Origin of the sequence: Mesorhizobium sp. M1C.F.Ca.ET.210.01.1.1 (genome assembly GCF_004791585.1) — a bacterium.
Classification (GTDB): domain Bacteria; phylum Pseudomonadota; class Alphaproteobacteria; order Rhizobiales; family Rhizobiaceae; genus Mesorhizobium.
Genome location: NZ_SRUU01000029.1, coordinates 1 through 14,395 on the forward strand (window position 1 = coordinate 1; position 14,395 = coordinate 14,395).

Below are 14,395 nucleotides of genomic sequence, written 5' to 3' on the forward strand. Positions count from 1 at the left end.
GTTCAGGTTGATGGTTTTACCGGTGGGAAGGGACCGGGCCATGCCACGGCCTGTCCGAAAGGACGACCAGGATCCACTCGGTCTCCTTCCCACTTCAACCATACACCGGAACCAACACACAGGATCCAAGGGTCTCCGCTTCGCTTCGCCCTAGAATGACGACCGGAAGGGCGTTGCCGCCTATCCACTTGTGGCCTCAGCGCTTCTTCGCCCTGCCGGCGAAAGGATTGTCCGAGGTGCGCAGCGCCACGCGGATCGGCACGCCGGGCATGTCGAAGGCTTCGCGCAGGCTGTTCGACAGGTAGCGGACATAGGATTGCGGCATCACATCCGGACGCGAGCAGGAGACGACGAAGCCCGGCGGGCGGGTCTTGGCCTGCGTGACATATTTGATCTTCAGCCGGCGGCCGGCGACGGCGGGCGGCGGATGATGGGCGAGGATCCCTTCCAGCCAGCGGTTGAGCTTGCCGGTGGAGACGCGGCTGTTCCAGACCTTGTGCGTCTTGATGACGGCGTCCATCAGCCGGTCGAGGCCGCGCCCGGTCTCGGCCGAGACCGTCACCGCCTGGATGCCGCGCACCTGGGGAAGAAGCCGTTCGGTCTTCTCGCGCAGCTCGGCCAGAAGCTCCTGCGGGTTGTCGATCAGGTCCCATTTGTTGAAGGCGATCACCGGCGCCCGGCCCTCGCGGATGATCAGGTCGGCGATCTGCAGATCCTGCTTCTCGAAAGGGATGGTGGCGTCGAGCACGATGATGACGATCTCGGCGAAGCGGATGGCGCGCAGGCCGTCCTGCACGGAAAGCTTCTCGAGCTTCTCCTGCACCTTGGACTTGCGCCGCATGCCGGCCGTGTCGAACAGCTTTATCCGGCGGCCGCGCCAATCCCAGTCGACCGAGATGGAATCGCGGGTGATGCCGGCCTCCGGGCCGGTCAGCAGCCGCTCCTCGCCGATCAGCGCGTTGATCAGTGTCGACTTGCCGGCATTGGGGCGGCCGACGACAGCGATGCGCAGCGGCTTGGTGTCGTCATAGGCGGGCTCGGCGTCGGGGTCGGAGATATCCTCGCCGATCAGCGCCTCGCTGACGGCGATCTCGTCGCCCGGCTCTTCCTCATCCTCGCCGAAGGCGCGTTCCTCGCCGAGCGCGGCAATCACCGCATCGCGCAGGTCGGGCATGCCCTGGCCATGCTCGGCCGAGACCGGGATCGGCTCACCGAGGCCAAGCTCCCAGGCTTCCAGCATGCCGCCCTGGGCGCCGCGCGCTTCCGCCTTGTTGGCGACCAGCACGACCGGCTTGCCGGATTTTCGCACCACGTCGGCAAAGGTCCGGTCGTCGGGCATCAGGCCTGACTTGGCATCGACAGTGAAGAAGATCAGGTCCGCCTCGCGGATCGCGATCTCGGTCTGCTGGCGCATGCGGCCGGGCAGCGTCGAAGCCGCCGCGTCCTCGAAACCGGCGGTGTCGATGACGTCGAAGTGCAAGTCGTATAGCTTGGCGGCGTGGACGCGACGGTCGCGCGTCACGCCGGGCGTGTCGTCGACGAGCGCCAGCTTCTTTCCCACCAGCCGATTGAAAAGAGTCGATTTGCCGACGTTAGGCCGGCCGATAATGGCGACTTTGAAGCCCATCCGAGGTCACGAAGCGTTGCCCGACCCGCGGATCAGTTCGGCCATCAACTGTGCCCGCTGGCGCGCATTGCGCGGGGCGCCGTCATCCGAAGCGATCTGGTCGAACAGTTTCAGCGCGTCCGCCGACTTGCCTTCCTTCCAGGCGGCGAGGCCGAGCGCCTCGCGCGCCGAGCTGCGCAGCGGGTTGGTGTCGGCGGTCAGCGCCTCGACACGGCTGGAGACATCGGCAAACGAGCCGTGGTCGACCAGCAGCAGCGCCGCCCTCAGGCGCGCCATGTCGCGGATGCCGGCGGGAATGGCGCTGTCGGCGGCGACCTCGTCGAAATCCTTGACGGCGGCGTCGACGTCGCCCTTGTCGGCCTTGACAGTCGCGGCGCGCATGCGGGCGAGCAGCGGATAGGCGCCGTAGCCGTCCTTTTCCAGCTGATCGAGCGCTGCGATCGCCTCGTCGTTCTTGCCGTCATTGGCAAGCTTAAGCGCAGCCGAGAACGCATCGCCCGAGCGGTTGGCGCGGGTCTCGTCCCAATAGCGGTAGCCGACGACGCCAGCGGTCGCCAGCACGACCAGGATCGCCAGAGCAAGCAAGGCCGGACCAAAACGGTCCCACAGCGCCTGCGCCTGCTCGCGACGAATCTCTTCGTTCACTTCGCGGATAAAACTGTCGTCCGACATCAATCAAAAACCATTGCTGCCCCGGAACGGGGCGCTTCTTGAGCCCCGCGTTTTAGCGAAATTTTGTCGGCATGGAAGGGGGATGCCCGGAAAATCGGCGGGACAAGCCGAGGGCGGCCAGAGCCGGGCGGAACGCATCGATGCCACATTTGGCCGATAGCCGGCTTTCCAACGGCCCGAAAGTTGCCCCCGAAAGGTTGCCAGTGCCAAACCCGTTCCGAGTCCTTGCGCTCAGCCTCGCTTCGCTCGCCGCCTCCCTCGTCGCGGCCATGGCCGATCCGCCCAAGCCGGCTGCGCCCATGCAGGCGAAGCCGAAGCAGATCGTGCTGATCTCCTTCGACAGCGCGCGCGAGATCTCGCAGTGGGAACGCAGCCGTGCATTGGCGAAGCGCACCGGCGCGCATTTCACCTATTTTCTGTCCTGCGTCTTCCTGCTCTCGCCGGATACGCGCACCGAGTATACGGCGCCCGGCAAGGGTGCCGGCAAATCGAAAATCGGCTTTGCCGCCTCGAAGCAGGAGGTGGCGGACCGGCTCGAACAGATCCGGCTCGCGGCCGCCGAAGGCCACGACATCGGCAGTCATGCCTGCGGCCATTTCGACGGCAAGGACTGGAGCAAGGCCGACTGGCTGGCCGAGTTCGGCGCGTTCCGGCGCATCGTCGAAAATGCCTATGCGATCAACGGCATCTCGCCCGAGCCGCCCGGCTGGCGCGATTTCGCCCGCCATGCCGTGACCGGTTTTCGCGCGCCGTACCTTTCGACCGACAAGACGCTTTACGAAGCGCTGCCGGGGGCCGGCTTCGAGTACGACGCGAGCGGGGTCTCGAACGGCCCTGCCGTGCCGCCGACGAAGAACGGTACCACCCGCTTTGCATTACCGCTGATACCGGAGGGGCCGAAGGCGAAGCCGGTGGTCGCCATGGACTACAATCTCTATGTCCGCCATTCAGGCGGCTTCGAGAAGCCGTCGATGGCGGGCGAGTTTGCCGACCGCGCCTACCAGGCGTTCCGCGCCGCCTTCGATGCGCAGTACAGCGGCAAGCGCCTGCCGCTCGAGCTCGGCTTCCACTTCACGCAGATGAACAACGGCGCCTACTGGGACGCGCTGGAGCGCTTTGCCGGCGAGGCCTGCGTGAAGGCCGACGTCGAATGCATCAGTCTTCGCGATTATGTCGCACGGCAACGCGCCGAGCAAAAACAGGCAGTCGCGGGCGGCTAAGCCACCCACCTGCTGCTCAGTATCAAGCGGCATCCTCGGCGCTCTGCCCTGCAAGGTAACGCTGGTCGATATCGGGCAGCGGCTCACCCTGAAGCGTCGCCTCGAAGGCACGCAGGCGCTTATGCACCGACTGCAGTTCGACGATGGTCGACCAGGAATTCAGCAGGAATTGCAGTGAATTCGTCACCTTGCCGAAGGCGTTCGAGATCTGGTTCAGCGCGCCGAAGGTGATCTTGTGCGCAACCAGCGACGGTCCGAGGATCAGCAGCGAGAAGATGTTGTCGGCCTGCAGGTAGGTATACCGGACAACGTTAAAATAGATGTAGTGGAAATAGAGCCTGAAGTAGTTGCGACGCACGTTGGCGAACAATTCCGTCGTCGTCGCAGGCTGCGCACGGTCTGGATGGTCCTCGCCGTAGACAAGTTCCTTGCGATAGGCGGCTTCGACGCGCTGGTTGCGGAACTGCAGGCCGGGCAGCTTGAAACCGGCGAGCATCACCGAGGCCGTCCCGAACACACACCAGCCCAGCGCCGCAACGACCAGAGGCTGCGGGACCGCGCCGATGATCGGCAGCTCGGTGATGTGCGCCTGTAGCTGGATCATCACCGGAAGGAAGGCAATCAGGGTCATGATCGACTGGACGAAGCTCGAACCCAGGTCCTCCATGATCCGCGAGAAGCGCATCGTGTCTTCCTGGATTCGCTGCGAGGCGCCTTCGATGTGGCGCAGCCGGGCCCAGTTCGCCATGAAGTAATCGTTCATCGCGGTCCGCCAGCGGAAGATCCAATGGCTGACGATGAAGGCGTTGATCACCTGCACATTCATGCCGAGCAGCGCCAGCCAGGAGAAGTCAGCCAACCCCGTGTAGAATTCGCTGTCGGTCGACGCTGTCGTTCCCGACATCAATCCTTGCACATAATCGAAGAAGGGTCCGTACCAATTGTTGACCGCTACGGAGACCTGCACGTTGAAATAGATGAAGAAGAGGATGACAGCAGTCATCAGGATCGACCAGTTCTGCCACGGATGCGGTGCATACCAGCTCCAGAACGCGTAGAAGATCGCCACGCAGGCCGCGAAGTAGATGTAGAACCAGAGGAACGGCTTCGACCACAGCACCGCGATGCCGATAATCGGCGGAGCGCCGGCCGCCGCCGGAGGCAGACCGATGGCCGCACCCAGCTGCTGACCGCCGAAAAACCAGAACAGAATCCCCGCAAGACTCCAGAGGGCGGCCGAGGTGAAAAACAGCCTCGGCTTTGGGAAGAACGATAAGAACACTGTGGCGGGTTTCCTCGGTCTGAACCGCAAATCAGCGGCGTTGCTGTTTGGCGGGCATAAGGTCACACATTAGCGGGAAAGAAAATGCCCTGCCCGGTGCCCGGCACCGAGCAAGACCACAAATCATGGCGATTTTGGCGCAGCCGACCATCCAACGGCGCCGGAAACCAGCAAGGCGACGGCCGCCATGATCGAAGCAAGCACGTAATTGCCTGACGCCTGGGCGAGCAGGCCGGCAGCGATCGGGCCGATGATCTGGCCGAGGCCAAAGACGGCCGTCATCACCGCGAAGATGCGGCGCGGCGCCTTCGGCGCAAGCTGCCTGCCCATCTGTATCCCCAGCGCCGTGATGGCGATGAAGGTGCCGCCGACCAGGACGCCGGCAATCAGCGGCCCAGCGGCCCCTTTGACGACGACGCTGGCGGTGACGCCGACCACCTCGATCAGGCAGGTCATGGCATAAGCGGCATAGAGCCCGATCCGGCCGGCGAGCTTCTGCCAGAACCAGGTCGACGGGAAACCGGCAAGGCCGGCGACCATCCAGACGGCGGCCTCGAAGACGCGACCGCCGCCGCCCTGGCGAACGATGGCAACGAGGAATGTCGCAGTCACCACATAGCCGAAGCCGAACAGCCCGTAGGCGACGATCATCTTGGCTAGCGACCTGTCCTTCGGCAGCACCGGCTCGGGACCGTCGACACCGTTGGCTGGCGTGGCCGACCCCGCGAGCAGCGCGACGATGAGCAGTCCGACCGCCGAAAGCGTTCCCGACCAAAGCCAACCAGCAGCCCAGCCGGCATGGTCGGTGACGAGAATGGCGAGCAGCGCCGAAGAGACCGCAATGCCTAGGCCGACACCGCCGAAGTGCAGTGCCTGCAAATCACGGCGGCCGGCAACGGCGAGATGGCTGAAGACGATCGAGGCCATGAACACCATGACGAAGGCGCTGGCGAGGCCGGCAAGGAAGCGAATGACGAGAAAAGCGGCCATCGTCTCGTTCAGTCCCATCAGAGCCGCGAGCACTGCGCTGGCCGCCAGGCTGACGAACATCAGCAGGCGCTCACGGCCATGCGCCCAGCCGCCGGCGGCGGCAAACGCGCCGATGAGGTAGCCGAGATAATTGGCGGAAGCGATCCAGCCGGCATCGGCCGGCGTGAGATGCAACTCCTCCATCATGCCGGGCAGGATCGGCGTGTAGACGAAGCGGCCGATGCCCATGGCGACGGCAAGCGCTGTCATGCCAGCAATACCGAGGCGCAAGGGAGATGGCGCGAAAGCGTTCATTGCAGCGCAACATAGGTGTGTGCGCTGGCGAAACAATGCGCTTGTGTTGGGCCAGTTCGACTAGGCCGCCTTCAGCGGCAGGCGGTCTCGTATGCCGTTCGGCGCGCCGTCAGCCGCAACGGCATGTCGCCAAGCTCGCGTTCCGACATGGTTTCGAGCACCGGGTGCGACAGCGGATCGACGACCCAGCGGGCGATGTCGCCGTCGTCATGCCGGCCCGTTGCCGGCGCACCAACGCAAAGCCCCTTCAGCAAAGATAAAATCTTCATTGGATTGCCTCCCAAGGTCTGATCTACTTTGGCTAAAATCTGCCTTTCCCCGCCAGGATTCAATTGAGATTTCACCTGTTCCGGTTTAGAAAAACTGAATGGCAATGCTGAACCGCGTCCATCTCAACGGCCTGCGCGCCGTCGAAACCGTCGCCCGGCTGGGCTCGCTCGCGGCCGCGGCCGCCGAACTCAATGTTTCGGTCAGCGCCGTCAGCCAGCAGATCAAGCGCACCGAAAAGCAGCTGGGACAGGCGGTGTTCGAGCGGACGCCCGCAGGATTGGTGCCGACGGAATTCGGCACCGTCTTCACCGCAAGGCTGAGCGCCGGCTTCCGCGAGCTTGCCCAAGCGGTGGCGCTGGCCGACGAAGCGAGCGAATGCACGCTTGTGGTGTCGGTGGCGCCAGCCTTCGCCTCGAAATGGCTGCTGCCCAGGCTGTCCCGGCATTTCGCCCGCCACCCCAACGTTCTGCTGCGTATCGACGCTTCCGCCCGGATCGCCGACCTCGACCATTCCGACATCGATATCGCCATCCGCCTCGGCGACGGCAAATGGCCGGGCGGCCGGGCGGAGCTATTGCTGGGGCAAGAGGTGTTTCCGGTCTGCGCGCCGTCGATCGCGGCCAAGCTAAAGTCGATCGAGGACCTGGCGCAGACCTGCGCCATCACCGACGAGCGGTCGATGATCAGCTGGGACAGCTGGTTCGAGGCCGCGGGCGTCGAACCGGTCACTTTCCTGAAAGGGGCGCGCTTCACCGATCCGATGCTCTGCCTGGAATCGGCGATTGCCGGCCATGGCGTGATGCTTGCCTGGCAATTGCTCACCGCCGATGCGCTCGCCGACGGAAGGCTGGTGGCGCCCTTCGGCGTGCGCGCCGAGAGCGGGCTTGGCTACTGGATGGTCACCTCGGCCACCAAGAGCGAAAGCCGCAAGGTGCGCGACTTCAAGATCTGGATCCGCGAGGAGATCGCGGCCACCATGGCGCAGTTCCGCGCGCTCGACAGCGCCGCTTAAGCTCGTTTGGGCGTGAACAGGACCAGTCGATCGCGGTGGAAAGGCCAACCGCAGCGGTCTATGTAAGGACCAGACCCCACAATCACGGCAGGCAGGATCATGACCACACATTCGCGCGGCGTTTCGGCAACGATCGACCCGGTGAAGCTCGACAGGCTGGCCGAGGTCTCCGTCAAGGTCGGACTGCAGCTGCAGCCGGGACAGGACCTGGTGTTGACCTCGTCGATCGCGGCGCTGCCGCTGACCCGGCGCATCGTCGAACACGCCTACAAGGCCGGCGCCGGGCTGGTGACGCCGATCTTCAACGACGACGAGATCACGCTGGCGCGTTTCCGCTACGGCGCCGACGCCGGCTTCGACCGCGCCGCCGGCTGGCTTTATGAAGGCATGGCGAAAGCCTTCTCAAACAATGCCGCGCGGCTTGCGGTGCGCGGCGAGGACCCGTCGCTGCTTTCGGCGCAGGACCCGGCCAAAGTGGCGCGCGCCAACAAGGCGAACTCGATGGCCTACCGGCCGGCGTTGGAGAAGATCACCGGCTTCGACATCAACTGGAACATCGTCGCCTACCCCGAGCTTGCCTGGGCAAGGCAGGTGTTTCCGGGCGAGCCCGACGATGTCGCGGTGGCCAAGCTCGCGGACGCGATCTTCTCGGCCTCGCGCGTCGACGTCGAGGATCCGATCGGCAATTGGAAGGCGCACAATGCGGCGTTGGCCGAGCGCACGAAATGGCTGAACGAGCACAATTTCCATTCTCTGCATTTCACCGGCCCCGGCACCGACCTGACGGTCGGGCTGGCGGAAGGCCATGAATGGATGGGCGGCGCCTCGACCGCCAAGAACGGCGTCACCTGCAACCCGAACATCCCGACCGAGGAGGTCTTCACCACGCCGCATGCCTGGCGGGTCGAAGGCCATGTCTCCTCGACCAAGCCGCTCTCCTATCAGGGCACGCTGATCGACGATATCTCGGTGCGCTTCGAGGGCGGGCGGATCGTCGGAGCCAAGGCCTCGAAGGGCGAGGACGTGTTGAAGAAGGTGCTCGACACCGACGAGGGCGCGCGCCGCCTCGGCGAAGTGGCGCTGGTGCCGCATTCCTCGCCGATCGCCAAGAGTGGGCTGTTGTTCTTCAACACGCTGTTCGACGAGAACGCCGCCTGCCACATCGCGCTCGGACAATGCTATTCGAAATGCTTCGTCAACGGCGCTTCGCTCAGCCAGGACGAGATTGCGCAGCGCGGCGGCAACAAGAGCTTTATCCACATCGACTGGATGATCGGCTCGGACAAGATCGACATCGACGGCATCGGCAAGGACGGCAGCCGCGTGCCGGTCATGCGCAAGGGCGAGTGGGCCTGACAGGTTCAGCCAAGGGAGGCGTAATGGCCTTCGACATTGCGGTGAAGCGCATTTACGAGGCGCCGGCGAAGGCGGACGGCCAACGGGTTCTGGTCGACCGCGTCTGGCCGCGCGGCATCGCCAGGAAGGATGCCGCGCTTGCGCTCTGGCTGAAGGACATCGCGCCGAGCGACGGGCTGCGCAAATGGTTCGGGCATCAGCCCGAGCGCTGGGCGGAGTTCCAGAAGCGGTACCGGATGGAGCTCGAGCGCAACGAAGAGGCGGTTGCGCAACTGCGCGATGTGCTTCGCGAGGGAAAGGTGACGCTGCTCTACGGCGCGCATGACGAGGCGCACAACAACGCTGTGGCGCTGGCGGGATACTTGCGAGGGGCGTGACCCTCAGCCGAAGGATGCGGCGACAGCAGAACCTGCACCGTCCCATTGCTCGAACGTCACGGCATGGATCCTATGATCTGCGCCGCGTCGCTTGGCTCCTTGCTTCGCCATGGGATGACGAAGCGATGAGGGCCGCAACCCTACCCAACCGCCTCCTCATAAACCTCCGGCTTGAAGCCAACGAAAATACGGTCGCCGACCTCAAGCACCGGCCGCTTGATCATGGTCGGCCTGGCGAGCATCAGCTTCTTCGCCTTCTTCTCGTCGAGCGCTTCCTTGTCCCTGTCCGCCAGCTCGCGGAACGTGGTGCTCCCCTTGTTGAGCAGTTTTTCCCAGCCGACCTTGCCGACCCAGCCGGCCAGCCTCGCCGCCTCGATCCCTTCGGCCCGGTAATCGTGGAAGCGGTAGGGGACTTCGCGGCTTTCCAGCCAGACGCGCGCCTTCTTGATCGTGTCGCAGTTGGTGATGCCGTACATGGTGATCGTCAATTGGGACCTCGGGCGAATGGGATTTCGAATCTGGCCGAACCCTAGGCCTGCCCTGCCCGCTTTGCCAGCGGGACTATGTGAAGACGACTTAACGCCCCCAATGGCGGCCGGAGTATCATCCTGCCGCCATGTCCGATTTTCAAATCATGTAGCGAGAGAAGCGGGATGCCGGACGTCGGTCCAGCCTCAATAATAGAAGCGCTCTTCGCTGATCTTGCCGTTCGTGACCGTGTAGAGGCCAACCTCGTCCATTTTGACGCGTTCGCCGGTAGACTTGGGCGTCACGTCGAAGGTAAAGCGCAACGCGAACTGGTCGCCGTTGACATATGGCCCTTCGACAGAGCCGCCGTGAACCTCGTGGTTCGCTTCCCACCATTGGCCCTTCTGCTTCACGGCTTCCTTGCCGTTGCAGATGGCCATCGGCCCTTCCATGGCCTCATAGCTGACGATGTCGTCGGCATTGTATTTCGCGGCAGCGCCGTGGCTGTCGCCCTGCTTGAGGAGTTCGGTGAAATCCTTGGCAATTTCGGCAGTGGTCATGATTTCCTCCCGGGGGTTGGACAGAGTCCAAATAAGGAGCTTGCCATCAGCCTGCCACCGCCAAACGGCGGGTACCTGACAAGTCATGTCAGGACTGATGCCGGCACCGAGCGCCGCCCAATCAGTAGCAGCCGCGTTCGATGGCGAGTCGCCGCACCAGCGCCAGCACGCTGTCGATGGTCGGTGTCGGCTTGCCGGTCAGGCGGCCGAGCTCCTGCACGGCGCTCACCAGCGCGTCGATCTCCATCGGGCGGCCGCGTTCGAGATCCTGCAGCATCGAGGTCTTGTGCTCGCCGACATCGCCGGCGCCCTTGATGCGCCGGTCAACGGGAATGAGGAAGCGCACGCCGAGGCTTTCGCCGATCGCCTGCGCCTCCAGCATCATGGCGCGGGCGACAGCGCGTGTCCCCTCGTCTGCCACGATGGCCGCAAGCGTGCTGCCGGTCAGCGCCGAGATCGGGTTGAAGGAGAGATTACCCCACAGCTTCACCCAGATCTCCGAGCGTATGTCTTCGCGGACCGGCGCCTGCAGCCCGGCCTTGACCATCTCGCACGCCAGTCCCGCGACGCGCTCGCTCTTTTCGCCGGAAGGCTCGCCGAGCGAGAAGCGCGTGCCCTCGACATGACGGATCAGGCCGGGGGCATCGACCTCGACGGCCGGATAGACGACGGAACCGATGACGCGTTGCGGCCCGATAGTTTCCCAGATCCTTCCGTCGGGATCGACCGTGTCGAGCCGTGTGCCCTCGAGCGCGCCACCCGCCTTGTGGAAGTACCACCAGGGCACGCCGTTCTGCATGGTGACGACGGCCGTCCCCTCGCCCAGCAGCGGTGCGATCTCCGTGAGCGCCGGCGCCAGCGAATGTGCCTTGAGCGCCAGCACGACATAGTCCTGTTCGCCGAGCTCCTGCGCTCGCGCTGCCGCCCTCACCGGTGCCACCGTTTCCTTGCCGCTCTCGATCAGGCGAAGACCGCCGGCCTTGATCGCCTCGAGATGGGCGCCGCGCGCCACGATCGACAGATCGACGTTGCCGGCGATCGCCAGCTTGGCGGCGAGGTAGCCGCCGATAGCGCCGGCGCCAAAGACCGTGATGCGCATCAGCCGAGACCGAGTTTCGCCGCGAGGCCGATGCGCTGCAATTTACCGGTCGCGCCCTTGGGGATCTCGTCCAGGATCAGCACCTTGCGCGGCACCTTGAAGTCGGCGAGCCGCGTCGCGGCGAAGCCGCGAATATCGGCCTCGCTGGCGCTCAGGCCTTCGCGCAGCACAACGGCCGCGGCAACCTCCTCGCCGAGCTTGTCATGCGGCATGGCGAAGGTCACGACCTGCGCCACTGCCGGATGGTCCATCAGCACGCCGTCGACCTCGAGCGGCGAGATCTTTTCGCCGCCGCGATTGATGATCTCCTTCAGCCGGCCGGTGACGCGCAAATAGCCGTCCTCGTCGAGCACGCCCTGGTCGCCGGTGTGGAACCAGCCATGGGCAAAGGCGCTGGCATTGGCGTCGGGGTTCTTCTCGTAGCCGGCCGTCACGTTCGGGCCGCGGATGACGATCTCACCGGTCTCACCGGCTGCGAGCAACCGCCCGTCCGGCGCCATGACGGCCACTTCCGGCCCGGCAGAAGCGCCGACACTGCCAGGCTTGCGCTGACCCGGCGGCAGGCGGTTGGACGCCATCTGGTGCGCGGCTTCCGTCATGCCGTAGGATTCGATCACCGGGCAACCAAAAGTCGCCTCCAGCTCGGCCATCACCTGCGCAGGGAGCGACGCCGAGGACGAGCGGATGAAGCGCAGCTTCGCTTCGGCGAGTTGCTCCGGATTGCGCGCGGCGCGCGGCAGGATCGCCTGATGCATGGTGGGCACCGCCGTGTACCAACTCGGCTTCGCTTCGGAGAGCCACTGGAAGAACCGTAGCGCATTGAAGCCCGGCGCGCAGAAAACGCTGCCGCCGGCGGCGAGCGAGGAGAGCACCGCCGCGATCAGCCCGTGGATGTGGAAGAGCGGCATGATGTTGAGGCAGCGGTCGCCCGGGGTCAGGCCAAGCGTTGCCCCGATATGCGCGGCGGAGGCGGCAAGGTTGCCGTGGCTGAGCGGCACCAGCTTGGGACGCGAGGTCGTGCCGGAGGTATGCAGCAGCAGCGCAACCTCGCCGTCCTCGGCCAATCCGGACGCGACAGGCGCACCGGCCGAGTCGCCCTCAATCGTGAAGACGCCTGCCGGCGCGCCATCCGGCACGACCAGCCGCAGCACGGGGATGCCCAGACGCCCGGCAACCTCGACGGCTGGCCCCTGCTCGTCTTTGCCAACGAGGATCGCCTTGACGCCGATATCGCTCAGATAGAAATCGACCTCGTCGGCGCGATAGGCCGGATTGAGCGGCGCCGTGGATGCGGCGGCGGCGATCGCGATGAAGGCCGTCGCCATCTCCGGGCCGTTCGGCAAAACGATAGCGACGCGGTCGCCACGGCCGATGCCGAGCGCGTTGAGCCGCGCGACAGTCCCGTGGATCAGCCGGCGCAGCCCGCCATGCGAAAGGTCTGCCCGTTCGGGTGCGGCGATCGCCGGCGCCTCTTCGGCGCCGGGCGCCAGGCGATGGGCGAGGTCTGTGAAGTTTGCGCTGCTTGTCATGGTTCCAGACTATGTTTCGAACGATTGGCCGATGTCCAGCAAAGGCCTGCTCAATATCCGAGCGCCAGGCCGTCCTTGCGCGGATCGGAAGCGCCGGTCAGCGTGCCTTTTTCCCAATCGATCAGCACAGCCTGTCCGCCGCCGAGCGGATGATCGGGCTCGACGACGCGATGGCCACGGCGACGCAGGCCCTCGACGGCGTCGGGACGCACGCTTCGTTCCGCTTCCACGACATCGTGATTGTAGAAGACGCGCGCCGCATCCAGCGCCTGTTGCGGGTCCATGCCGAAGTCGATCATGTTGGTCAAAAGATGCACATGTCCGAAGGGCTGGTAGCCGCCGCCCATGACACCGAACGGCATCACGGCGCGACCGTTCCTGGTCATCATGCCCGGCATGATCGTGTGCATCGGCCGCTTGCCCGGCGCTATTGCGTTGGGGTGCTTCGCATCGAGGCGGAAGCTCGAGCCGCGGTTCTGCAGCACGACACCGGTCTTGGGGCCGACGACGCCGCTGCCGAAGGAATAATAGGTCGAGTTGATGAAGCTCACCGCATTCAAGTCGCGGTCGACGACGGTGATGTAGACGGTGTCGCTGCCCGGTAGCTCCAGGCGCGGCAAATCGGTCATGGCGTGCCCCGGGTCGATCGCGGCGCGCAGTCGGTCGGCATAGGCGGCGGAGAGAAGCGCGTTCACGGGCACGGCGACAAGGTCCTGGTCGGCGATCAGGTTGTCGCGGTCGCGATAGGCCAGCCGCCCGGCTTCGATCTCCAGATGCAGGCGCTCGGCACCGTTCGGGTCGAGCGCGCCAAGATCGAAGCCCGAGAGCACGTTCAGCATCAACAGCGCGGTCAGGCCCTGGTTGTTGGGCGGCATCTGATGAATGTCATGGCCGCGATAGGAGGTGCCGATCGCGGTCCTGTAATCGCCTTTTGTGGCCGCGAAATCGTCGAGCGTGTGCAGCCCGCCAAGCACGCGAAGCCGTTCGACAAGGTCTTCAGCGACTTCACCTTGATAGAAGCCGGCGCGGCCCTTTTCGGCGATGATGCGCAGCGTCCGCGCCAGTTCCGGCTGGCGATGGACATCGCCGGCCTTCGGCGGCCTGCCGCCCGGCAGGAAGATGCGCGCCCCCACCTCGTCGGCCGACAGATCGGTTTCCGGGTCAGCCCAGTCGAAGGCGACCCGGTCGTGCACGACATAGCCGTTCTCGGCGTAGTGGATGGCCGGCGCCAGCGCATCGGCTATGCCCTTGCGGCCATGATCCTCCAGCAGCCGGCACCAGGCGTCGACAGCGCCGGGAACGGTCACGGCATGGGCGCCCTGCTTCGGCAGCTCGCTGAAACCCTTTTCCAGGTACCAGTCGACCGTCGCCGCCTTTGGCGCGCGGCCCGAGCCGTTGAAGGCCAGAACATTGCCGTCACCTTTCGGGCAGTAGAGCACGAAGCAGTCGCCGCCGATGCCGGTCGATTGCGGCTCGACCACAGCCTGCACGGCCGCCGCGCAGACGGCAGCGTCCATCGCGTTGCCGCCGGAGCGCAGCATCTCGATCGCGGCAAGTGTGGAAAGCGGGTGCGAGGTCGCGGCCATGGCCTCGGTGGCGCGGACCGGCGAGCGGCCTGGAAACTGGAAATCACGCATGC

General features: G+C 65.1%; 13 protein-coding genes and 1 pseudogene. 4 read left to right on the forward strand and 10 right to left on the reverse strand.

From position 1 onward, the window contains the following. Positions 1-196: 196 nt before the first annotated feature. Positions 197-1,627 carry a ribosome biogenesis GTPase Der gene (gene der / locus EN853_RS25710; RefSeq protein ID WP_127861981.1) on the reverse strand — a complete coding sequence of 477 codons (1,431 nt, stop codon included), beginning with the start codon at positions 1,625-1,627 and terminating at the stop codon, positions 197-199. A 6-nt stretch (positions 1,628-1,633) separates the two neighbouring features. Further along, positions 1,634-2,299, reverse strand: a complete 666-nt coding sequence (locus EN853_RS25715) for a tetratricopeptide repeat protein (RefSeq protein WP_127861982.1) — start codon at positions 2,297-2,299, stop codon at positions 1,634-1,636. Positions 2,300-2,502: 203 nt separating this feature from the next. Here EN853_RS25715 and EN853_RS25720 point away from each other — a divergent pair, with 203 nt between their 5' ends. Next, positions 2,503-3,519, forward strand: coding sequence for a polysaccharide deacetylase family protein (locus EN853_RS25720; RefSeq protein WP_127862043.1), 1,017 nt, complete (start codon positions 2,503-2,505; stop codon positions 3,517-3,519). Between the two features lie 22 nt (positions 3,520-3,541). Here the strand turns inward: EN853_RS25720 and sbmA are convergent, their stop codons facing one another. The 3 genes from sbmA to EN853_RS25735 form a co-directional block, all read right to left on the reverse strand. Then, positions 3,542-4,801 carry a peptide antibiotic transporter SbmA gene (sbmA, locus tag EN853_RS25725; protein WP_127861983.1) on the reverse strand — a complete coding sequence of 420 codons (1,260 nt, stop codon included), beginning with the start codon at positions 4,799-4,801 and terminating at the stop codon, positions 3,542-3,544. A gap of 123 nt (positions 4,802-4,924) precedes the next feature. After that, positions 4,925-6,040, reverse strand: a complete 1,116-nt coding sequence (locus EN853_RS25730) for a YbfB/YjiJ family MFS transporter (RefSeq protein ID WP_127861984.1) — start codon at positions 6,038-6,040, stop codon at positions 4,925-4,927. Between the two features lie 116 nt (positions 6,041-6,156). Further along, entirely contained in the window at positions 6,157-6,354 is a 198-nt protein-coding gene (locus EN853_RS25735; RefSeq protein ID WP_127861985.1) for a hypothetical protein, read from the reverse strand. Between the two features lie 98 nt (positions 6,355-6,452). Here EN853_RS25735 and EN853_RS25740 point away from each other — a divergent pair. The 3 genes and pseudogenes from EN853_RS25740 to EN853_RS25750 all read left to right on the forward strand — a co-directional run. After that, positions 6,453-7,364, forward strand: a pseudogene (locus tag EN853_RS25740) (LysR substrate-binding domain-containing protein); the annotation flags it as partial. Positions 7,365-7,466: 102 nt separating this feature from the next. Next, on the forward strand, positions 7,467-8,723 hold the full coding sequence (locus EN853_RS25745; RefSeq protein ID WP_127861987.1) for an aminopeptidase: 1,257 nt from the start codon (positions 7,467-7,469) through the stop codon (positions 8,721-8,723). A 23-nt stretch (positions 8,724-8,746) separates the two neighbouring features. Then, positions 8,747-9,100 (forward strand): DUF488 domain-containing protein, encoded by a 354-nt coding sequence (locus EN853_RS25750; protein WP_127861988.1) that lies wholly within the window; start codon positions 8,747-8,749, stop codon positions 9,098-9,100. A 140-nt stretch (positions 9,101-9,240) separates the two neighbouring features. Here the strand turns inward: EN853_RS25750 and EN853_RS25755 are convergent, their stop codons facing one another. The 5 genes from EN853_RS25755 to ggt form a co-directional block, all read right to left on the reverse strand. After that, entirely contained in the window at positions 9,241-9,588 is a 348-nt protein-coding gene (locus EN853_RS25755; RefSeq protein WP_127861989.1) for an ArsC family reductase, read from the reverse strand. A gap of 186 nt (positions 9,589-9,774) precedes the next feature. Continuing rightward, complete coding sequence (locus EN853_RS25760; RefSeq protein WP_127861990.1) at positions 9,775-10,128, reverse strand: nuclear transport factor 2 family protein; 354 nt, start codon at positions 10,126-10,128, stop codon at positions 9,775-9,777. Positions 10,129-10,249: 121 nt separating this feature from the next. Beyond that, positions 10,250-11,227 (reverse strand): 2-dehydropantoate 2-reductase, encoded by a 978-nt coding sequence (locus EN853_RS25765; RefSeq protein WP_127861991.1) that lies wholly within the window; start codon positions 11,225-11,227, stop codon positions 10,250-10,252. Next, on the reverse strand, positions 11,227-12,756 hold the full coding sequence (locus EN853_RS25770; RefSeq protein WP_127861992.1) for an acyl--CoA ligase: 1,530 nt from the start codon (positions 12,754-12,756) through the stop codon (positions 11,227-11,229). Before EN853_RS25770 ends, EN853_RS25765 begins: the two co-directional genes overlap by 1 nt. A gap of 50 nt (positions 12,757-12,806) precedes the next feature. Beyond that, positions 12,807-14,393, reverse strand: a complete 1,587-nt coding sequence (gene ggt / locus EN853_RS25775) for a gamma-glutamyltransferase (protein WP_127861993.1) — start codon at positions 14,391-14,393, stop codon at positions 12,807-12,809. Positions 14,394-14,395 lie beyond the last annotated feature (2 nt).

What these genes read in the sequence shown, in the direction of transcription:
- der (WP_127861981.1), bottom strand. Translation starts at nt 1,627, where the DNA reads ATGGGCTTCAAAGTCGCCATTATCGGCCGGCCTAACGTCGGCAAATCG.
- EN853_RS25765 (WP_127861991.1), bottom strand. Translation starts at nt 11,227, where the DNA reads ATGCGCATCACGGTCTTTGGCGCCGGCGCTATCGGCGGCTACCTCGCC.
- EN853_RS25745 (WP_127861987.1), top strand. Translation starts at nt 7,467, where the DNA reads ATGACCACACATTCGCGCGGCGTTTCGGCAACGATCGACCCGGTGAAG.
- EN853_RS25735 (WP_127861985.1), bottom strand. Translation starts at nt 6,354, where the DNA reads ATGAAGATTTTATCTTTGCTGAAGGGGCTTTGCGTTGGTGCGCCGGCA.
- EN853_RS25730 (WP_127861984.1), bottom strand. Translation starts at nt 6,040, where the DNA reads ATGACAGCGCTTGCCGTCGCCATGGGCATCGGCCGCTTCGTCTACACG.
- EN853_RS25770 (WP_127861992.1), bottom strand. Translation starts at nt 12,756, where the DNA reads ATGACAAGCAGCGCAAACTTCACAGACCTCGCCCATCGCCTGGCGCCC.
- ggt (WP_127861993.1), bottom strand. Translation starts at nt 14,393, where the DNA reads ATGCGTGATTTCCAGTTTCCAGGCCGCTCGCCGGTCCGCGCCACCGAG.
- EN853_RS25715 (WP_127861982.1), bottom strand. Translation starts at nt 2,299, where the DNA reads ATGTCGGACGACAGTTTTATCCGCGAAGTGAACGAAGAGATTCGTCGC.
- EN853_RS25760 (WP_127861990.1), bottom strand. Translation starts at nt 10,128, where the DNA reads ATGACCACTGCCGAAATTGCCAAGGATTTCACCGAACTCCTCAAGCAG.
- EN853_RS25750 (WP_127861988.1), top strand. Translation starts at nt 8,747, where the DNA reads ATGGCCTTCGACATTGCGGTGAAGCGCATTTACGAGGCGCCGGCGAAG.